This is a genomic window from Lacticaseibacillus parakribbianus, assembly GCF_025490915.1.
In the GTDB taxonomy this organism is placed as follows: domain Bacteria; phylum Bacillota; class Bacilli; order Lactobacillales; family Lactobacillaceae; genus Lacticaseibacillus; species Lacticaseibacillus parakribbianus.
This window is the reverse complement of sequence record NZ_JANQBA010000001.1, coordinates 245,041-265,365: the sequence shown is the minus strand read 5'-3', so window position 1 is coordinate 265,365 and position 20,325 is coordinate 245,041. Positions and strand designations below refer to the sequence as shown.

The window sequence follows — 20,325 nt, the reverse complement described above, 5'->3', positions numbered from 1 at the left end:
GCACATCCTGCGGCTCGCACCGCAGCCCCCACCCATGCCAAGCCGCAGTGTATTGCCACACGGCTTTGAGCTCGAGAGTTTTAGTGCAACCCCGGAATCAAGCGAGGGGAAACCAGGGACCCGGATTCGCACCACCCACCGGCTGCAGGCCGGCCACCGCCACTCCCAAGCGAGTTAGCCGCGCGGATGACCGGAACCGGTGGGCGCAATGGCACCGCTTTGGTAAGACGAAGTCAGGAACGTAACCGAATCAGGCCAAGGCCACCGGACAGTGTGAGTTCGGTGGCTTCGCCGCGCCCGTCGCAACATGCGGCGGGTTTTTTTGATTTTAAGTTGACACCGTGTCACTTAATGCTATACTAGCTGAGTTGACACTGTGTCACTTTTTTGCGAGAAGCGGCCCAGGTGAGGCGTCGACCACACAGATGGAGGGGGATTATGGTTTCGACAACGTTCATGAACTTGGCCCAGCCCAAAAAGGCGCGGGTGACCCAGGCCCTGTTGCAGGAGTTCTCCGCGCATCCGCTGGCGGAGGCCCAGGTGGCCCGCATCGTGACTGCGGCCGGCATCGCGCGCGGGGCGTTTTACAAGTACTTCACGGACCTGACCGACGCGTATCAGTACCTGTTCGGCCAGGCCATGCGCGCGATTCACGCCGGGCTGCCAGGCCAAGGTAGCGCCGCCGATTACGTGGCGGCCACCCGGGCCTTTCTCGACAGCGTCCAGGACTCCGAGTACGGGGCCTTGATCCAGCAGCACTTTCGCGCCAATGAAAGCGTGCTGGGCAACCGGCCGTCGGCGCTTGCCGAGACCCCGAGCGCGTGGGCCGTGGCCGTGTTGTGCCACCAAACCATCAAGGACGTGATTTTGGCACCTGACACTCAGGCGGCGCGGCTACAGCAGCTTGCGGCCGCCGTCGCAAAGATTCGGAGATGACACGATGTTTTTAGCACTCAAGGAGCTGCGCAAGGAGAAGCTGCGCTCGGGGCTGATTATCGCCATGATTGTGCTGATCAGCTACCTGATTTTCATTTTGACCAGCCTGGCGCTGGGCTTGGCCCGGCAAAACACGGCGGCGCTGTCGTCGTGGGGCGTCGATAACGTGACGCTCAACGCTAACGCCAACGTGGACATGCGTCAGTCGCTTTTGACTAAGGCTCAAGCCGGCACCTTGTCTGCCGACGAGGCCTACATCGGCCAGGCGTCGGTGGTCGCCAAGGCCAAGGGTCACGCCAACGAAAGTGCCGTGTTCATTGGCCTGGACGCGACGCAGTTCGTGGCCAAGACCGTCAAGCTGACGGCCGGTCACAAGCCGCAGAATGCGCATCAGGTGGTGGCCGACACCGCCTTTGAGCAGGCCGGCTACAAGGTGGGCGACCAGGTCAAGCTCAACGCCGACAAAAAGGCCTACACAATCGTCGGCTTCACCGACAACGCCAAGATGAACATCGCGCCGGTGATTTACGGCCAACTCGCCGCCTGGCGAACGCTGAAGAACCTGATGCCCGGGCCGGTGGCCAGCGCGGTGGTGTCCAAGAACGCGGCATACAAGGCCAAGGACTCGGCGCTTCAAACCTACCAGCTGAAGACCTTCATCAACAAGCTGCCGGGGTATTCGGCCCAGAACATGACCTTCGAGCTGATGATCGGCTTTTTGATGGTGATTTCGTTGATCGTCATCGCGGTGTTCCTGTACATCTTGACCATGCAAAAGCTGCCGAACTACGCGGTGATGCGCGTTCAAGGGGTGCCAAGCGGGGTGCTGGTTCGCGCGACGCTGGCGCAATCGGTGCTACTGGTCGTGGCGGGGCTTGTCATCGGCACCTTGCTGACGGTGGTGACCGCCGTGGCGATGCCTGCGGCCGTGCCGATGGCGTTTGACGTGCCGGTGTTGGCCGGTGTCGCCGCGCTGCTGGTCGTGATGGCGCTGATCGGGGGCCTGATTCCGGTTCGTTCGGTCATCAAGGTCGATCCCATCAGCGTGATTGGAGGATAATATGGCAGTTTTAACACTTGAACACGTCGATCAGGTCTTCGGCCAGGGCAGCGCCCGGGTGCAGGTTCTGCACGACGTCTCCTTTGCCGCTGAAGCCGGCTCGCTCAGCCTGATCGTCGGCCCGTCCGGCTCGGGGAAAAGCACGTTTTTGACCATCGCCGGGGGGTTGTTGACCCCAACGGCCGGGGTGGTCACCGTGGCCGGGGAGGCCTACCAAAGTCGCAGCGCCAAGGCTCGCGAGCAGCTGCGGCTGACCACCATCGGGTTTGTGCTGCAGGCCTACCACTTGCTGCCGTACCTGACGGTGGCCGATCAGTTCAAGCTGGTCGATCGCATCAAGAAAACCGGCAACCTGTCGCGCCCCGCGCTAGCCGCGCTTTTGGCTCAGCTCGGCATCGCCGACCTGGTGGGCAAGTACCCGGCGGAGCTGTCGGGCGGCCAAAAGCAGCGCGTGGCCATCGCCCGGGCACTGTACCCGGATCCGGCCATTCTCCTGGCCGATGAGCCGACGGCGGCCTTGGACGGACCGCGGGTGCAGGTGGTCGGCCAACTGCTGGCCGAGCTCGCCCACACCCGCAACAAGGCGGTGGTGGTGGTCACCCACGATCAGCGCCTGATTCCGTTCGCCGACGCGGTGTTTGACATGACAGACGGCCGGCTGGCGCGGGTCTGATTACGGCCGTGACACGGTAATGTAATATTGTCATCTCTTTGTCATAAAGGTATAATGAAGCCGAGCGTTGGGCCGCGGCCCGAGCGTCAACCGCGCCAGGTTGACGCAAGTCGTGTTATAATATGCCCATTCCCGTCGCCCGGCGGGAGATTAAGCAAGGAGATGCCTCATGAAAAAACAACACGCAATCCTGATCGGCCTGGCCGCCGTTGTGGTCGTGGCCGGTGGCGCCTATGTCGCCCGCAGCCGCCACTACCAGGCGCGATTCCTGCCGAACACCACGGTTTTCGGCGTGGCGGTTGGCGGCAAAACCGTCGCCGCGGCCAACACCGCCGTGGTCAGTCATTTCAAAGGCGTCACCTACAAGCTGACCGAAGGCGGCCAAACCGTCGCCGAAGCCAGCGGGACGCAGCTGGGCTTGAAGCGTGATTTCAAGGCACAGCTCAAGAAGCTGTTGGCCAAGCAGAACCCTTGGGGCTTCAGCGCGGTGGTGCTGGCCGGCTCCGACAAGGCGGCGATGCTTGCGGTCGGCGAGGATCAGCAGATCGACCAGTACGCGACGACGCTTGCAGGCAAGCTCAACGGCTCGCGCAAGGCCCCGGTCGACGCCAAGGTGGTGGCGTCGGCCGACCGCTTCGAGATTCAGCCCGAAAAGGCCGGCACCCAGATCAGCGCCAAGCGGCTGAGCCAGGCCATCGTGGCCACGGTGACCAGCAACCGCACCGCAGTCGACCTCAAGACTACGTACGTTCAACCCAAAATCACCAAGCAGTCGGCTAGCCTGGTGAAGGCCAAGGCGAAGCTGCAGGCAATCAGCCAGCTTGACGCTAAGCTGACGATTCAAAACCACACGGTGACAATCCCCACCAAGACCCTGCACAAGTGGTTGAGCTACACCGACGGCAAAATCAGCGTCTCAAGCGCCGGCGTCAAGGCCTTCATTCAAGGAATCAACGCGCAGTACGGCACCTACACCAAGAGCCGGCAGTTCAAGTCGACCAAGCGCGGTACGGTGACGGTTCCCGCCGGCATCTACGGCTGGAGCATTCCAAGCGCCACGGAGACGCCCAAGGTGGTCGCCGAGATTCTGAAGGGCAAGGACTTCACCTACGCCCTGAGCCACGTCGGCACCGGCTACCACGCGGATGGTTCAGACATCGGCAACACCTACATCGAGGTCGACAAGGTCAATCAACACGAGTGGTACTACAAGGACGGCAAGTTGCTGATGGACACGGATGTCGTCACCGGCAAGCCGTCGACGCCGACGCCGAGTGGGGTGTTCGCCATCTGGAGCAAGCAGCGCAACGCGATTTTGCGCGGCGCGGATTACGCGACGCCGGTTTCTTACTGGATGCCAATCGACAACACCGGCGTCGGGCTGCACGACAGCTCGTGGCAAAAAAAATACGGCGGCGACTGGTACAAGGAACACGGCTCTCACGGCTGTGTCAACAACCCGCCATCCTTCATCGCCAAGCTCTACCCGGTGGTCGACACCGGCACCCCAGTCATTGTCTTTTGAGCATGCGGCACCCGGGCCTTGGCCTCGGTGCCGTTTTTTTGCGTCTGCAGCCGCGTCGAACCGGCGGGGTCCGAGCGGCGCCTTTTTGCGGTATACTGACTAAGACCCGGGCAAGCCCGGAATGCAACGGAAAAGGGGCAGGATATGACGACTTATTCACAGGCGGTGGCGGCGATTCACGCGCTGCCGCGATTGGCCAAAAGCGGCGGTCACGAGCGGATCACGGCACTGTTAGCGGCGCTGGGCGATCCGCAGCGCGGCCGGTACGTCCATGTGACCGGCACCAACGGGAAGGGCTCGGTCGCCAACGCCATCGCCCACATGCTGTCGGCCACCGGGCTGACGGTGGGGCTGTTCACCTCGCCGTTCATCATGCGCTTCAACGAACGGATTGCCATCGACGGGCAGCCGATTGCAGACGCTGACCTCGCTTTGGCCTACGACGCCGGGGCGGCGGCCCTGAAGCGGCTGCAGGCCCAACAGCCCGGCTTTGGGGTGACCGAGTTTGAGTTCATCACGGCCATCGCCTTTTGGTTCTTCGCCGAACAGCGCGTCGACGTCGCGGTGATTGAGGTCGGCATCGGCGGCGACACGGATTCCACCAACGTGATCGATCCGCTGGTCAGCGTGATCACAAGCGTTGGGCTGGACCACGCCAAGCTTTTGGGCAACACGCTGACCAGCGTGGCCACGCACAAGGCCGGCATCATCAAGCCCAACCGGCCGGTGGTGACTGCGGCGCTGCCGGCGGCCGCGGCGGCGGTGGTCGCGGCCCGGGCGCAGGCGACCGGCAGCCGGTGGCTGCTTGAAGACCGCGACTTTGCGGTCGGCCAGGCCAAGCTCGACGGCTGGGGGCAGCGCTTCGACTACCGCGACGCTGACGGGCGGCTGGGCGATTTGCGCATTCCCTTGGTCGGTCCCTACCAGGTGCAAAACGCCGGGGTGGCGATTCGGGCGGCCAAGCTGGCCGCTTCGGCGCTTGGGGTGCCGCTGCCGGCCGCGGCCGTTCGCCGCGGCTTGGCGCAAAGCACTTGGCCGGCGCGAATGGAGCAGCTTTCCGCCGACCCCTTGATCGTGATCGACGGTGCCCACAACCCACAGGGCATTCAGTCGCTGATTGACGCGCTGCACCAGGTGTTCGGCCGCGGCCCACTGACTTTGATCATCGGTGCGTTGGCCGATAAGGACGTCAAGACGATGCTTTCGCTGCTTGAACGCACTAGCTTTCGGTTGTGGCTGGTGCCGGTGCCGGACAATCCCCGCGCCACGGCGCTTGGCGACTACCCGGACCAGGCGCGGCTGGCGACGTTTGCCGACTGGCAGTCGGCCTTGGCCGCTCACCTAGCCGACTACCGCGACGAGCCGGTGGTAATCGCGGGATCCTTGTACCTGGCCGCCGCGGTGCGGCAGACCCTGTTGGCGTAATCTCTTGTAACGCGGTGTGAGACCGCGGGGAGGAGATTATGTTGCCGCGAGAGAAAATCCGCCAGTACGGCGCCGCCGCGCTGAGCGATGAGGAACTGGTGCAAGCGCTGTTGGGCTTTGGCAGCGCCGCGGTGCCGCTACACCAAACCGTGGCGGCGGTTTTGGCCGCTTACCCGCAGTTGCGCCAGCTGCGGGTGGCCGAAGTGGCCGAGCTGCAGGCACTGCCCGGGTTGGGCCTGGCCAAGGCCTGCGTGTTGAGTGCAGCCATTGAGCTGGGAATGCGGGTTCAGCGCCGCCAGGTCCTGCGGCAGGGGACCGCGGTGTCCAGCGCAACGCTTGGTGCGGCCATGGTGGCCCGGTTGGCCGGCCGGTCGCAAGAGGTGATCCACGCGATTTTCCTGGACGTTCAGCAGGCGGTGATCGGGGAGCGTGAGGTGGCCAGAGGCGGCCTGGACCGGGCCGTGGCCGACCCGCGGGTGGTGTTTCGCGCGGCGCTTTTGCTCAATGCCGCCGGGGTCGTGCTGGTTCACAACCACCCCAGCGGCCGCGCGACGCCCAGCGCCTTGGACGACGCGATGACCGACCGCTTCCAGGCGGCGGGGCTGGCGGTTGGGGTGCTATTGGTCGACCACCTAGTGATCGGCGGGGATAACTATTACTCGTATCACTTGGCTAAGAAGGTTTAAAATTTTACAAATATCCCCCGAATTGCGCGGGTTTTGGCCGGCCGACGTGTGGTCGGTGCGGCGAGTATGCTATAATGCAAAAGACCGAAAAACGGCAGTCACTTGAAGGAGAGAATATTTTGCTCGGATTAGGATCGAAAAATATCGGAATTGATCTTGGCACGGCCAACACCCTCGTGTACGTCGACGGTAAGGGAATCGTCACGCACGAGCCTTCCGTCGTCGCCAAGAATTCGCAAACAGACGAGATTATTGCCGTGGGTGAAGAGGCCCGGGCGATGATTGGCCGCACCCCGGCCAACATCAACGCCATCCGGCCGATGAAGGACGGCGTGATTGCGGATTACGACACCACCGCGGCGATGCTCAAGTACTTCATGGACAAGGCGCTGGGCGGCAAGAGCAATCACCCGCAGGTCATGATTTGCGTGCCAAGCGGAGTCACGGAAGTTGAAAAACGCGCCGTGATCGACGCGGCCAAGGTGGCCGGGGCCAAGGAGGCCTTCGTCATCGAAGAGCCTTACGCGGCGGCCATCGGCGCCGGCTTGCCGGTGATGGACCCGACCGGCAGCATGGTCGTGGACATCGGCGGTGGCACCACGGACGTCGCCACGATTTCTTTGGGTGGCATCGTGTCCAGCCGCTCGATTCGCATGGCCGGCGACAAGATTGACGAGGCCATCATCACCTACATTCGCCAGAACTTCAGCCTGCTGATCGGCGAACGCACGGCCGAGGACATCAAGATTCAGATTGGCTCCGCCTCCATCGAAAAGGCCAAGGACATCGACGCGATGACCATTCGCGGCCGCGACCTGCTGTCCGGGTTGCCCAAGACCATCGACGTCTCGGCGACCGACGTGGCCAGCGCCATCAACGAAATCGTGCTGGCCATCATCGACGCCATCAAGGAGACGCTCGAGGAGACCTCGCCGGAAATCGCGGCCGACGTCATCGACCACGGCATCGTGCTGACCGGCGGTGGGGCGATGCTCAAGAACCTGCCCGAGGTGATCTCAGATGCCACCAAGGTTCCGGTGTTCATCGCGCAGGATCCACTCGATTGCGTGGCCATCGGCACCGGCGAGTCGCTGAAGAACATCGACGTCCTCAAAAAACACTAAGCTGCGGGCCGGTGACAAAACACGACGTTTTGGACCGGCCCCTTTCGTTCAGTGACCGTCGCTCCCCGGGAGGTTAGGATGCAGAAGTTCTTTTCAAACAAAAAAATGATCGTGCTGATGATCGCCTTGCTGACCAGCCTGGGGCTGATCTTCACCTCGATCACGGTGCGTAACAACCGGGCGGCCCCACCGCTGATTCAGCAGATTGGCAACGACGTGGTCGGCATCGGCGGCCGTGTGGTGTCCGGGCCGGTGCGGCTGTTCAAGGGCGGGTTGGACGACATCAACCAGCTGTTGAACACGTTCCAGGAGAACAAGCGGCTCAAGGCGCAGATCGACGACCTGGCGCAGACCAAGGTGCGCAACCAGACGCTGACCCAGGAGAACAAGGCGCTCAAAAAGCAGCTGCAGCTCAATGCCACGTTGAGCGACTACACCCAGATTTCGGCCACCGTGATGTTGCGCTCGCCCAACGACTGGCGCAACATCTTGGTGATCAACAAGGGCTCAGGCGCAGGCGTCGCCAAGAACATGCCGGTGATGTCGGGTTCCGGACTGTTGGGGCGGGTGGTCGAAGTCGCCAAGACCAACGCCAAGGTTGAGCTTTTGTCGACCGACAACAAGGCGGCCGACCGCTTCGCCGCCCAGATTATCACCGGCAGCGGCAAAATCATCAACGGGGTGATCAGCGGCTACAGCGAGAAAAAAAACCAGCTGATCATGGACCAGATCGACACCAAGGAGAACCTCAAGAAGGGCCAGCGCGTCATGACCTCGGGGCTTGGCGGCAGCACCCCCAAGGGGCTGTTCATCGGCACGGTGGCTAGCGTCAAGCAGGATGACTTCGGCCTGGCCAACACGGTTTACCTGAAGCCGGCCGCCAACCTCGCAGACGCCAGCGTGGTCACCGTCATCGACCGCACGATCGGAGGGGACGGCAATGCTAACTGATCCCGTCTTCAAGGGTCACGGCTGGGTCGCCTTGGTGCTGGCCGTGGCGCTGTTGCTCGATGGCACCTTGGCCCAGGTTTTGGCCCAGTGGCTGATGGTGCCGGCCTTCACCGGGGTGCCGCAGCTGACCTTGATGGCCTTGGTGATGATTGCCCTAGTGCTGCCGGATGAGGCCTACATCGTTGCCATCGCGGCGGTCGTCGGCCTGATTGCAGACAGCTTTTACACCGGGATGCTCGGGGTCAACCTGTTGTTGTGGCCACTTTTAGTTTACGTGGTGCGGCAGATTGAGCCGCTGATCCCCAAAACCGCCTTGTACGTCGGCGCGGTGGTGATCTTGACGCTGATCACTTACATCGTGGCCAACTACTTCGTCGCGCGGTTTCTCGGCGCCACCAGCGTCGGCCTGATTCCCCTGATCGCGCGGCACGTCGGGCCCGGGTTGACGGTCAACCTAATCTTGTTTGCCCTCGTCTACGCCCCGCTGGCGCGGCTGCTGAAGTCGCTGCGCATTGCGGAACAAGACTGAGCGTACACAACGCCTCTTCGGCCCCGGCCGCAAGAGGCGTTGTTTGCTTCCCGGCGGCTTCGCCCCTTTGATTCGCGGAGGGCATACGCTATACTAGGGTAAATCAATTGTGTTTTCACGGTGTGGTCTCACGTGCCGCATTGCGTTGGCTGCTGCCTTGCGCCGGCCGCTGCAAGAAGGAGGAACAACATGGCTGAAGAACCTGAATTGACCCAAGCAGAGGTGTTTGACCTGTGCCGGGGGTACATGAACGACGAGCACCTCGCATTCGTCAAGAAAGCCTATGATTTTGCCGCATACGTTCACAAGGACCAGCGGCGCAAGTCCGGTGAGCCTTACATCATTCACCCGATTCAGGTGGCCGGTATTTTGGCCAAGCTGAAGATGGACCCGGTGACGGTGGCCTCCGGTTACCTGCACGATGTGGTGGAGGACACCAACATCACGCTGGGCGACATTCAAGAGGTATTCGGCGCCGAAACCGCGGTGATCGTCGATGGGCTGACCAAGCTGTCCAAGGTGACCTACGTCGCCCACAAGGACGAGCTGGCCGAGAACCACCGCAAGATGCTTCTGGCGATGGCCAAGGACATGCGCGTAATTTTGGTCAAGCTGGCCGACCGGCTGCACAACATGCGCACCCTGATGCACCTGCGGCCGGACAAGCAGCGGCGCATCGCCAACGAGACGCTTGAAATATACGCGCCACTGGCCGACCGGCTGGGGATTTCGGCCATCAAGTGGGAGCTTGAAGACCTCTCTTTGCGCTACCTCAACCCGCAGCAGTACTACCGGATTGCGCAGCTGATGAAGTCTAAGCGCGGCGAGCGGGAGGCCTACATCGATTCGGCCATTGTCGACATCAAAAAATCGCTGGCCGACCTCAACATCAGCTACGAGATTTACGGCCGCCCCAAGCACATTTACTCGATTTACAAGAAAATGCGCGACAAGCACAAGCAGTTCGACGAGCTGTACGACCTGCTGGCGGTGCGGGTGATCACTGAAACCATCAAGGACTGCTACGCAGTGCTCGGTGCCATTCACACCCAGTGGAAGCCGATGCCGGGCCGCTTCAAGGATTACATCGCCATGCCCAAGGCGAACATGTACCAGAGCCTGCACACCACGGTGATCGGGCCCAAGGGCAAGCCGCTTGAGGTGCAGATTCGGACGGCGGAGATGCACCACGTCGCCGAGTACGGCGTCGCGGCCCACTGGGCCTACAAGGAAGGTCAGACCCAAGAGGTTCAGTACGACAAAACCGGCAAGAAGCTCGACTTATTCCGCGAGATTCTGGAGATTCAAGACGAAAGCAGCGACGCCGCCGACTTCATGGAAAGCGTCAAGGGCGACATCTTCACCGACCGCGTCTACGTCTTCACGCCGCGCGGTGACGTTTACGAGCTCCCCAAAGGCGCCGGGCCGCTGGATTTTGCCTACTTGGTTCACACCGAGGTCGGCAATAAGAGTGTCGGCGCCAAGGTCAACGGCAAGATTGTGCCGCTGAACTACCAGCTCAAAAACGGCGACATCGTCGAAATGCTGACGAGCTCCGGCTCCAAGCCTTCCCGCGACTGGATTAACCTAGTCTACACGTCCCGGGCCCGCAACAAGATTCGCCGCTACTTCAAGCAAGAAGACAAGGGTGTCAACGCCGACAAGGGCCGCGACGCGTTGGAGCATGCGCTCACCGACATGGACCTTTCGCCGCGCGACTTCATGGGCGGCAAGCCGGCCATGGCGGCGCTCTTGCAGCGGCTGAACTTCACCACCGAAGACGAGCTGCTGTCGGCCATCGGCTACGGCGAGTACAGCCCCCGCGTCATCGCCAACCGCCTGACCGAAAAGGCACGGCGGGAGAAGGAGGCTGCGGACCAAAAGGAGCGCGAGGCCGCAATTTTGGCCGCCAACCAGAAGGTCACCACGGTGTCCAAGGAACGCAAGCCGACCAGCCGCACCGAGGAAGGCGTCGTCATCGAAGGCGTCGACAACCTGCTGGTTCACCTGGCCAAGTGCTGCAGCCCCGTGCCGGGTGACCCGATTGTCGGCTACGTGACCAAGGGCCGCGGCGTCACCATTCACCGCCAGGACTGCACCAACGTCGACATGTCCGATCCGGTCAACGCCGGCCGGCTGATCGACGTGCAGTGGCAGAACATGAACGATCAGACTCAGCTGTTCGACACCGACCTTGAGATCTACGGCTACAACCGCAACGGGCTGCTCAACGAGGTGCTGCAGACGCTCAACGCGCAGACCAAGAGTCTGACTAACATCAACGGCCGCGTCGATCACGACAAGATGGCGGACATCCACGTGACCGTGGGGATCCGCAACCTCGCTCACCTCGAGCGCATGATGGATGCGATCAAGAACGTGCCGGACATTTACGAAGTCAAGCGCAAGCAGGGATGACACTGGGGCCGCGGAAGCGGCCCTGTTTTTTGGAAAAAGGAGAGCGTATGAAAGCAGTTGTGCAACGCGTCAGCCAGGCGCAGGTGACCATCGATGGGGAGGTGTGTGGGCGCATCGACCGCGGCTTTGTGGTGTTGTTGGGCGTCGGGCCCAACGACACGCCGGCCGATGTGGATTACCTCGTAGCTAAGATCAGCAAGCTGCGGGTCTTCAGCGACCCGGCAGGCAAAATGAACTTGGCCCTCGCCCAGGTCGGCGGGGCGGTGCTGGCGATTTCCCAGTTCACGCTGTACGCCGACACCCGAAAGGGCAACCGCCCCAGTTTCACCGCCGCGGCTGCCCCGGCGCTTGGCGAGCAGCTGTACGATCTGTTCGTCGCTCGCATGCGGGCGACCAACCTGCAAGTGGCTACCGGCGTGTTCGGGGCCGACATGCAGGTCAGCCTGATCAACGACGGCCCGGTCACCATTTTATTCGACACGGAGGAACAACATGTTAACTGACGCAATCTGGGACCTGGACGGCACCCTCTACGACACCTACCCGAGCATCCTGAGTGCCTTGCACGAGACGCTGACCAAGCACGGGGTGGCGGTCGATCCCGCCGCGCTTTTGATCACCACCAAGAAAACCTCGGTTCACGCGGTGATTGAAGACTGTGCGGCGCAGCGCGGCTGGGATGCCGCCGCGATTTTTGCCGAGTACCACGATGTCGAGGTGCAGCGGGTGTTGGCCTGCAAGCCGTACCCCGAGGCCCAAGCGACGCTTGAGGCGGTGGTGGCCAAGGGCGGTCGTAACTTTCTGATGACCCACCGCGATAATTCGGCGTGGCAGCTTTTGGCCAACTCCGGCCTGCGCGACCTGTTCGCCGGTGGCGTGACGTCCGATCTGCACCTGGCGCGAAAGCCTAAGCCGGATGCGGTGTTGTACATTCTCGACCGCTGGCAGCTGCCGGCAACGACTGCCGCAATGATCGGGGATCGCAAGCTCGATATCGTCGCCGGGCAGGCGGCCGGGGTGGCCGGCATCTACTTTGATGTCGATGGTCTGGGGGATGCGCCGATGGCCGAGTACCACGTCGATCACCTGCACGAGATTCCGGCGCTTTTCGGTCGCTGACCGTCGAAACTAAAATAAACACCCGTCATGTCGATGACGGGTGTTTATTTTAATGCGGCTGTTTATTGGTGGTTACCGGCCTGGAAGTAGGCCTGCAGCCCCTGGACCACGGCGACGGCGACGCGCTGCTGGTAGGCGGGACTGGCGATCAGCTTGAAGTCCTTGTCGGTGTTGATGTAGCCCATTTCCATCAGGACGCTCGGCTGCTTGTTATCCCGCAGCACCTGGAAGTTGCCGTAAGCGGTGCCGCGGTTGGTCAGGCTCAGGGCCTTGCCCAGCGATTGGTTGAGGGCCAAGGCCAGCGGCTTGCTGGTGGTGGCGCTGAAGTAGTACGTGGTGAAGCCCGAGGCCTCGTTGGGGTTGGGGCTTGAGTCGAAGTGAATCGAGATGAAGGCGTCGGCGTGAGCGTTGTTGGAGGCGGTCGCGCGGGGTTCCAGGTCAACGAAGGTGTCCGCGTCGCGGGTGTAAATCACGTTGCTTCCTTGCGCGGAAAGGGCGGCGCCGATGGCCTTGGCCATGGCCAGCGTGTAGGTCTTTTCGTACTTCTTGCCGGTGGATTCGGCCCCGGCATCCTGACCACCGTGGCCAGGGTCGAGCACAATGGTGGCCTCGGCCAGGCTAGTGGCCGCCTTGGTGGTGCTGCTGCCAGGCGTGGTGACGGTCCAGCTCGCCACGTAACCGGACTTGCCGCCTGCGGTGCGAACGTGGTACCAGTCGCTGGTCTGGCTCAGCACCGTCAGCTTCGTCGCCTTGGCGAGCTTCTCAACGATCGGGGCGTTGATGCCGGCGGCCTGGCGCAGGTTTACGCTGATGTTGGTGGTGACGGTCAGGCTGCGGGTGGGGGCCGCGGCCTTTTTGACGTAGGTCTGCTTCGGGGCGGCCAGCGCCGTGGTTGCCCCGGTCAGCTGAACGGCGCTTGAGGTGACCCAGGCCGCCGTGTTGTGGTAGGCGATTTCGGTCCAGCTGCCTTCTTGGTACAGCACGTCAAGCGTGGTGCCGGCCTTCAGGGTCCCCAAGACCTTGGCGCTGGTTGTCGCGGTTTGACGAACGTTGACGGCCACCTTGGCCTTGGCGACGCTGGCCGTGCTGGTGCTGGCCTCGGTGTTCGCGACCAGCCAGCTGGCGACCCAGCCGATTTTGTTGCCGGCCAGTCGTACCTGGTACCAGGAATTCTCTTTTTTGAGCACGGTCAGCCGGGTACCGCTTTGAACCTGGCCCATGGCGGCGTAGGCAAGGCCGGGGCCCAGTCGCACGTTCAGCAGGTTGGCCCGAACGGTCAGCGTCTGGCTTGAAGCCAAAACGGTGCTGGTGGCGACGGACAAACCGATCAAGGCCGCGAAGGCGAGGATCAGCGGCCAGCGCTTGAGCTTGGGTTGTGACAATCTCATCATCCCTAACAATTTTTTGCTTTTGTTTCATTATACCAAGACCCCGCGGGAATTGCGCGACCTCCGGCAATTTTTGCCGGCCGCTTGACAAGTCTCGCAAAACCGTCTATCGTAGCTGTTAAATCAATGTGCCGATGACGAAGCAGGATAGGTCAACGTGAAGCGACCCGGGATGGTGAAAGCCGGGACCGACCGAAAAGACACTTCTGAGGCAGACGCGCTCCGGTTGCCACCGTTATGGCCGAGTTAAATCACAAGGTGGTACCGTGCGCTGCACCCTCGTCAAGAGGGGGCAGTGCTTTTTTTTCGCGTCCCGACACCTGAAGGAGGACAATTATGAGTTATCAACGACCAAAAGGCACCGCAGACATTCTGCCGGGCCAAAGCGAGCTGTGGCAGCGGGTGGAAAACCGTGCTCGTGACGTGCTCGAGCGCTACCGCTACCGCGAGGTGCGAACGCCGCTGTTCGAGAACCAGGAAGTCTTCACCCGCTCAAGCGGCGAAACCTCGGATATTGTGACCAAGGAGATGTACAACTTCGAGGACAAGGGCGGCCGGATGATGGCGCTGCGGCCGGAAGGCACCGCCGGCGTGGTTCGGGCTTACGTCGAAAACAAGCTGTTTGGCCCCGAGTTCGCCAAACCCTACAAGGTCTACTACATGGGCGCGATGTTTCGCTACGAGCGGCCCCAAAGCGGTCGCCAGCGTGAGTTCCACCAGATCGGCGTCGAAGCCTTTGGTGCCGACAGTCCGGCCTTAGACGCCGAGGTCATTGCCCTGGCGACGGACTTGCTCGCCGCGTTTGGCGCCAAGTCGTTGCGCGTGGCGCTGAACAGCTTGGGGGATCCCGAGTCCCGCGCCGCTTATCACCAGGCACTGATCGATTACCTAACGCCCTTTGAAGATCAGCTGTCCGAAGACTCCAAGGTTCGCTTGGTCAAAAACCCGCTGCGGGTGCTGGACTCCAAGGACAAGGGGGATCAGGCAATCGTCGCCAACGCCCCGAAGATTCTGGATTACCTGACGCCGAGTGCCCACGCGCATTTTGACACCGTACGCCAGCTGCTGGAGGACCTAGGCATCGACTACGTGGTCGACGCCGACATGGTGCGGGGGCTGGATTACTACAACCACACGATCTTTGAGGTGATGAGCAACGACCCGGTCTTTGGCGGCGGCTACACCACCATCATCGGCGGCGGCCGCTACAACGGCCTGGTTGAGGAGCTCGGCGGCCCCGAAACCCCGGGCATCGGCTTTGGGATGGGAATCGAGCGCCTGATGCTGTTGATGCAAGACCAGCAGGTTGAACCGAGCCTGCCGGCCTACATCGTGACGATCTCGGACGACGCCGTGGCGCCGGCCACGCGCCTGGCGCATGCGATTCGCCTGCAGGGCTTTGCCGTTGACCTGGACTACCTAGGTCGCAAGCCCAAGGCCCAGTTCAAGTCGGCCAACAAGGAAAACGCCCAGCTGGTGATGACGCTGGGTGAAACCGAGCTCGCCGACGGCACGGTGGCAATCAAGAACATGGCAACCGGCACCCAGCAGACGGTGCCGCAAGCCGACATCCTCAAGGACTTCAAGACGGTCTACGAGGCCATGATGGAGGAAGCAAAATGAGTAAGCGAAGTTTATACGCCGGCGACGTCACCGCCGAAAACATCGGCCAAACCGTGACTTTGAAGGGTTGGGTGCAAAAGCGCCGCAGCCTGGGCAACCTGATTTTCGTCGACCTGCGCGACCGCGCCGGCATTGTCCAGCTGGTGTTCTCCCAGGAATTCGGGGCGGACGCCCTGGCGGTGGCCAACCAGCTGCGTTCCGAGTACGTGATTGAGGTCACCGGCACGGTGCAAAAACGCGCCGCCGCCAACCCGAAGATCAAAACCGGCGAAATCGAAGTTGAGATCGCGACCGCCACGATTCTGAACAAGGCACAAACCCCGCCGTTTGAAATCGAGGATGGGGTCAACGCCGCGGAGGAAACCAAGCTGCGCTACCGTTACCTGGACCTGCGCCGACCGGAGATGCAGGCGGGCTTGATCACGCGAGCCAAAATCATGCAGGCGGCGCATCACTACTTCGACGACAACGGCTTTTTGGACATCGAGACCCCGACCTTGACCGCCAGCACCCCCGAAGGCGCCCGTGATTACTTGGTGCCGTCCCGTGTTTACCCCGGCAGCTTTTACGCGCTGCCGCAATCGCCACAGCTGTTCAAGCAGCTGTTGATGGGTGCCGGCTTCGACCGCTACTACCAGATCACCCGCTGCTACCGCGATGAGGATCTGCGCGGTGACCGCCAGCCGGAATTCACCCAGATCGACATGGAGACCAGCTTCCTGTCGGCCAAGGAGATTCAAGACATCATGGAGGGCTTGACGGCCCGCATCATGAAGGACGTGATGGGCATCACCGTCACCCTGCCGTTCGAGCGCATCGAGTGGCAGACGGCGATGGACAAGTACGGCTCGGACAAGCCAGACCTGCGCTTTGGCATGGAGATTCAGGACCTGTCGGCCTTCGTCGCCGACTCGGACTTCAAGGTCTTTCGGTCCGCGCTGGACAACGGTGGCCAGGTTCGCGCCATCGTCGCACCAGGGGCTGCGGCCGATTACTCCCGCAAAAAGATCGAGGCCCAACAGGAGTACATCAAGCGCTTCGGCGCCAAGGGTCTGGCTTGGCTGAAGGTGACCGATGACGGCATCAGCGGTCCGATTGCTAAGTTCTTCCCGGACGGCGCGGCCCTCACGACCAAACTGAACGCCAAGGCCGGCGACCTGATCTTGTTCGTCGCCGACTCCGCCAAGGTCGTGGCCGCAAGCCTCGGCTACCTGCGGAGCCACTTCGGCCACGAGCTCGGCCTGATTGACGAGTCCGCCTTCCACTTCTGCTGGATCACCAACTGGCCACTGTTCGAGTACGACGAAGGGATTCAGCGCTGGGTTTCGGCGCACCACCCGTTCACCATGCCGAACCCGGAGGACGTGGCGCTGCTTGACACCGATCCGCACAAGGCCCACGCCCAAAGCTACGACCTGGTGCTGAACGGCTACGAGCTGGGTTCCGGCTCGATTCGTATCCACGACCGCGAGATTCAGGAGAAAATGCTTCGTGCCCTGGGCTTCACGCCGGAACGGGCCGAAAAGGCGTTCGGCTTCCTGCTTGAGGCCTTGACCTACGGCTTCCCGCCGCACGGTGGCATGGCGATTGGGTTGGACCGGTTGGCGATGCTTTTGGCCGGTCGCGACAACATCCGCGATGTGATCGCCTTCCCGAAGAACAGCAAGGCCTCCGAGCCGATGACCAAGGCACCGACGCCGGTTGAGGACGCGCAGTTGGCCGAGCTTGGCATCCAGGTTCGCGCCGGGGTCGACGCCGAGGCTGCCCACGCCGGGGATGACGAGCTGACAGAGTAACCTGAAAAGGCCGTCTCGTTGACGGCCTTTTGCATATGCCGAAAGGAGATCTGCGCATGATACTTGACGAATTCGATCCTGCGGAGGGGCTTATCACGCCTTGGGCGACCGACTCAGAAACCAGTGAACCGGTTGCGGAAACCTTGATAATGCCGTTCAGCCAAGCGGTGGTATCGGCCGTGAGTCGGGCCGCGACGACCAGGCGAATCGGGACCCTGCACAGTCTGTCCGGCGATGTCTCGATATATTGGCACGCCGGGGTGACGGTGGTGCCGGCTGGCCTGGGGGCGCCGGTGGTCATCAGCCGCCTGGAGAAGATGATGGCATTGGGCGTCAAACGGGTAATCCTGTTTGGAACCTGTGGTGTGCTGGATCAGTCGCTCAAGACACATCAGGTCATTGTGCCAACCGCGGCCGTTCGCGATGAGGGCACCAGCTACCATTACGCGCCGGCGAGTTCGGAGATTGCCATGGCACCGACGCGGGTTGCCGAACTGCTCACGGCGCTTGAGGTGGAGGGCATTGACGCGGTCACGGCCAAAACCTGGAGTACCGATGCCTTCTTCCGCGAGACGGCGGCCAAAACCGCCAGACGCAAGGCGGCGGGTTGCCGGGTTGTCGACATGGAGGCGGCGGCCATTGCGGCCTGGGGCGCCTACCGCCGGGTTGCCACCTATCAATTCTTCACTGCCGCCGATCACCTTGATGCGGCTGCCGGACAGTGGCACGAGAGGCGGGCTGAACGTGCCGTGCCTGGTGCGGACTTTTTTGCACTGGCCTTGGCACTGGCCAATCGGCTTAAGTGAAGCTGCACAACTAGATTGTGTACGTGAAACCGATTGTGTATACTGAGGCTGAGGTGATGAACATGGACGACAAGGCAAAACGTATCGCGGCCCTGACGCCGCTTCAGCGCAGCGTGACCCAGGAAGGCGGCACCGAGCGGCCGTTTTCTGGGGAGTACGACGACTTCGATCAACCCGGCATCTACGTCGATGTGGTGTCCGGCGAGCCACTGTTCTCAAGCCTCGATAAGTACGATGCGAGGTGCGGCTGGCCGAGCTTCACCAAGCCGCTGGCCAAGCTGACCAACAGGCGCGACTCGCGCTTCGGGATGGAACGCACCGAGGTTCGCAGCGCGGCGGCCGACTCACACCTGGGCCACGTCTTCACGGACGGTCCCGCGGCTGCGGGCGGCCTGCGCTACTGCATCAACTCGGCGGCGCTGCGCTTCATCCCGGCGGCCGAACTTGAGGCGCAGGGGTACGGGGCCTACGCTTCCTTATTCAAATGACACGCGAAACGGGCTGATTAGCCCGTTTTTTTGTGCTTGACTTTCTTTCGGATGTAACTTATATTTTCCCTGTAATGGAAGATATATGTGACGGGAGGGACAGATGGACAATCGTGTGCGGGAGCTGCGCGTGACGCGTGGGCTGACCCAAAAGGAATTGGCGGAAGCGGTGGGCATTACCCGCCAGACCCTGAGCCTGATTGAGAAAGGGGCGTACAACCCCTCGTTGCGGTTGTGCATCGGGATCTGTCGGCAGCTAGGGCAGACGCTGGATGGCGTCTTTTGGGAGGATAAGGATGAAACGGATTAAAGACGAGCGGCTGATTCAGCGCAACCTGAAGAACATCAAGGCGGCCTTTGCGGTGGAGAATCTCTTCATCGCGGCGGTGCTCGGGGTGATGCTGTGGCGTGGTCAGGCGTACGACGACGTGATTTCGTACCGCCAGCCGCTGTTTGCGGCGCTGATGGTTGGCTGCTACACGGTGCTGATTTTGTCGGTGAACATCAGCACCCCGATGCAAGACGCGCCGCGGCAGTCCTGGCGTTTCTTGGCGGCGATTACCGCCGGGACCTGGTTGCTGGCCGGCGGCCTGTTCTTCGTCATCGCCGGTTTCACACACCCGGTGATCTGCGCTTTCGCCGGGCTGGCGGTCGCCGCGGTGGTCGGCGGCATTAATTGCTACGCCAACCACTTCCGCGACCGGTCCTGATTGCTAGGTGATCGTCACCGGCTGAAGCCAGCGAACCGCACCCCTTCTGCGGTTCGCCGCGTGATTTTGGCAGCGCCGCAAATCGCCGGCGTGTTATACTGAGTCTACCGAATAGGAGGATGACTTAGATGCAAGACATTGAGCGACTGATTCGCAGACACCAGAACTGGAGCCGGTTTTCCGCGGCGATTTTCTACAGTATCTGCGTGGCCATTGCGCTGAACATGTTCTGGGAGCCGGGCGGCGTCTTCGCCAGCGGCATCACCGGGGCTGCGCAGCTGCTGGCGACGGTCGTGCGGAAGTGGTTCGACCTGCCCGTCTTCGGGATGCGGACCACCGATCTATTCAGCACCGGGACGCTGCTGTTCCTGCTGAACGTGCCGCTGTTCGTTTTGGCCTGGCGCCAGATTGGGCATCGTTTCACGCTGTTCACGTTCCTTGCGGTCATCTTCTCGACCGTGTCGATTCGCCTGCTCGGCGTCGTGAAGCCTTTGACCACCGACCCGATTGTCTGCGGGATTTTCGGGGCCGTGGTCAACGGGCTGGGGACCGGCTTTGCGCTGCGCAACAACATCTCGACCGGTGGCCTTGACATCATCGGCATCGTTTGGCGCAAAAAAACCGGCACGACGGTTGGCTCCGTCAACATCGCCGTAAACATCGTGATCATTTTCCTCGCCGGTTTCGTCAATGGCTGGCCACACGCGCTTTACTCCGCCCTGGCCATCTTCATCAACGGCAAGGTGATGGACGCGCTGTACACGCGCCAGCAGCGGCTGCAAGTGATGATCGTCACGGAGCAGCAAAAAGCGGTGGTCAACGAGATTCAAAACACGCTGCGCCGCGGCATCACCATCGTCCACGACGCCGAAGGGGCTTTTCGCCACGAGGAAAAGACGATTCTGTTCACCATCATTTCCCGTGCGGAGATGTACGATCTCGAAAAGGCGATGCGCAAGGCCGATCCTTACGCCTTCGTCTCCATCACCGAGTCGGTGAAAATCATGGGCCACTTCTACGAGCCCAAGACAGATTGACGCCGCGTGAGTGTCCGATTCCGAAACAGTT

The 20,325-nt window shown here is 61.8% G+C and carries 20 protein-coding genes; 19 read left to right on the top strand and 1 reads right to left on the bottom strand.

All coding sequences use genetic code 11. The annotated features are described in order from the left end of the window. Positions 1 to 438 precede the first annotated feature (438 nt). From NUH19_RS01230 to NUH19_RS01175, 12 genes are all read left to right on the top strand, one after another. On the top strand, positions 439 to 936 hold the full coding sequence (locus NUH19_RS01230; RefSeq protein WP_262314737.1) for a TetR/AcrR family transcriptional regulator: 498 nt from the start codon (positions 439 to 441) through the stop codon (positions 934 to 936). 4 nt (positions 937 to 940) lie between these two features. Further along, positions 941 to 1,996 (top strand): ABC transporter permease, encoded by a 1,056-nt coding sequence (locus NUH19_RS01225; RefSeq protein WP_262314736.1) that lies wholly within the window; start codon positions 941 to 943, stop codon positions 1,994 to 1,996. Position 1,997: 1 nt separating this feature from the next. After that, positions 1,998 to 2,669: an ABC transporter ATP-binding protein gene (locus tag NUH19_RS01220; RefSeq protein ID WP_262314735.1), complete on the top strand. Its 672-nt coding sequence runs from the start codon at positions 1,998 to 2,000 to the stop codon at positions 2,667 to 2,669. Positions 2,670 to 2,838: 169 nt separating this feature from the next. Then, positions 2,839 to 4,194, top strand: a complete 1,356-nt coding sequence (locus tag NUH19_RS01215) for a L,D-transpeptidase family protein (protein WP_262314734.1) — start codon at positions 2,839 to 2,841, stop codon at positions 4,192 to 4,194. A 144-nt stretch (positions 4,195 to 4,338) separates the two neighbouring features. After that, the gene (locus NUH19_RS01210) at positions 4,339 to 5,619 is read left to right on the top strand and encodes a bifunctional folylpolyglutamate synthase/dihydrofolate synthase (protein WP_262314733.1); all 1,281 of its coding nucleotides are present in this window, start codon (positions 4,339 to 4,341) and stop codon (positions 5,617 to 5,619) included. Positions 5,620 to 5,657: 38 nt separating this feature from the next. Further along, the gene (radC, locus tag NUH19_RS01205; RefSeq protein ID WP_262314732.1) at positions 5,658 to 6,305 is read left to right on the top strand and encodes a RadC family protein; all 648 of its coding nucleotides are present in this window, start codon (positions 5,658 to 5,660) and stop codon (positions 6,303 to 6,305) included. Positions 6,306 to 6,424: 119 nt separating this feature from the next. Further along, complete coding sequence (locus NUH19_RS01200) at positions 6,425 to 7,429, top strand: rod shape-determining protein (protein WP_276580098.1); 1,005 nt, start codon at positions 6,425 to 6,427, stop codon at positions 7,427 to 7,429. A 78-nt stretch (positions 7,430 to 7,507) separates the two neighbouring features. Continuing rightward, positions 7,508 to 8,380 carry a rod shape-determining protein MreC gene (mreC, locus tag NUH19_RS01195; RefSeq protein ID WP_262314730.1) on the top strand — a complete coding sequence of 291 codons (873 nt, stop codon included), beginning with the start codon at positions 7,508 to 7,510 and terminating at the stop codon, positions 8,378 to 8,380. Beyond that, complete coding sequence (gene mreD, locus NUH19_RS01190) at positions 8,370 to 8,909, top strand: rod shape-determining protein MreD (RefSeq protein ID WP_262314729.1); 540 nt, start codon at positions 8,370 to 8,372, stop codon at positions 8,907 to 8,909. Before mreC ends, mreD begins: the two co-directional genes overlap by 11 nt. A gap of 189 nt (positions 8,910 to 9,098) precedes the next feature. Beyond that, positions 9,099 to 11,327: a RelA/SpoT family protein gene (locus tag NUH19_RS01185; RefSeq protein WP_262314728.1), complete on the top strand. Its 2,229-nt coding sequence runs from the start codon at positions 9,099 to 9,101 to the stop codon at positions 11,325 to 11,327. Positions 11,328 to 11,374: 47 nt separating this feature from the next. Continuing rightward, a complete protein-coding gene (dtd, locus tag NUH19_RS01180; protein WP_262314727.1) occupies positions 11,375 to 11,830 on the top strand; it encodes a D-aminoacyl-tRNA deacylase in 456 nt (151 codons plus the stop codon). Continuing rightward, positions 11,820 to 12,446 carry an HAD-IA family hydrolase gene (locus NUH19_RS01175; RefSeq protein WP_262314726.1) on the top strand — a complete coding sequence of 209 codons (627 nt, stop codon included), beginning with the start codon at positions 11,820 to 11,822 and terminating at the stop codon, positions 12,444 to 12,446. The genes dtd and NUH19_RS01175 overlap by 11 nt, the downstream gene beginning before the upstream one ends. Positions 12,447 to 12,508: 62 nt before the next feature. On the opposite strand, the gene NUH19_RS01170 is transcribed toward NUH19_RS01175, so the two are convergent. Beyond that, entirely contained in the window at positions 12,509 to 13,828 is a 1,320-nt protein-coding gene (locus tag NUH19_RS01170; protein ID WP_420844656.1) for an N-acetylmuramoyl-L-alanine amidase family protein, read from the bottom strand. Between the two features lie 342 nt (positions 13,829 to 14,170). On the opposite strand from NUH19_RS01170, the gene hisS reads away from it, so the two are divergent. The 7 genes from hisS (at position 14,171) to NUH19_RS01135 (ending at position 20,294) form a co-directional block, all read left to right on the top strand. Continuing rightward, on the top strand, positions 14,171 to 15,457 hold the full coding sequence (hisS, locus tag NUH19_RS01165) for a histidine--tRNA ligase (protein WP_262314725.1): 1,287 nt from the start codon (positions 14,171 to 14,173) through the stop codon (positions 15,455 to 15,457). Then, on the top strand, positions 15,454 to 17,253 hold the full coding sequence (gene aspS / locus NUH19_RS01160) for an aspartate--tRNA ligase (protein ID WP_262314724.1): 1,800 nt from the start codon (positions 15,454 to 15,456) through the stop codon (positions 17,251 to 17,253). The genes hisS and aspS overlap by 4 nt, the downstream gene beginning before the upstream one ends. A 35-nt stretch (positions 17,254 to 17,288) precedes the next feature. Then, the gene (locus NUH19_RS01155) at positions 17,289 to 18,059 is read left to right on the top strand and encodes a nucleoside phosphorylase (RefSeq protein WP_262314898.1); all 771 of its coding nucleotides are present in this window, start codon (positions 17,289 to 17,291) and stop codon (positions 18,057 to 18,059) included. A 62-nt stretch (positions 18,060 to 18,121) separates the two neighbouring features. After that, entirely contained in the window at positions 18,122 to 18,547 is a 426-nt protein-coding gene (gene msrB / locus NUH19_RS01150; protein ID WP_262314723.1) for a peptide-methionine (R)-S-oxide reductase MsrB, read from the top strand. 103 nt (positions 18,548 to 18,650) lie between these two features. Continuing rightward, the gene (locus NUH19_RS01145; protein ID WP_262314722.1) at positions 18,651 to 18,857 is read left to right on the top strand and encodes a helix-turn-helix transcriptional regulator; all 207 of its coding nucleotides are present in this window, start codon (positions 18,651 to 18,653) and stop codon (positions 18,855 to 18,857) included. Then, positions 18,844 to 19,257 carry a hypothetical protein gene (locus NUH19_RS01140; RefSeq protein WP_262314721.1) on the top strand — a complete coding sequence of 138 codons (414 nt, stop codon included), beginning with the start codon at positions 18,844 to 18,846 and terminating at the stop codon, positions 19,255 to 19,257. The genes NUH19_RS01145 and NUH19_RS01140 overlap by 14 nt, the downstream gene beginning before the upstream one ends. A gap of 128 nt (positions 19,258 to 19,385) precedes the next feature. Beyond that, positions 19,386 to 20,294 carry a YitT family protein gene (locus tag NUH19_RS01135; RefSeq protein WP_262314720.1) on the top strand — a complete coding sequence of 303 codons (909 nt, stop codon included), beginning with the start codon at positions 19,386 to 19,388 and terminating at the stop codon, positions 20,292 to 20,294. The last annotated feature ends 31 nt before the right edge of the window (positions 20,295 to 20,325 follow it).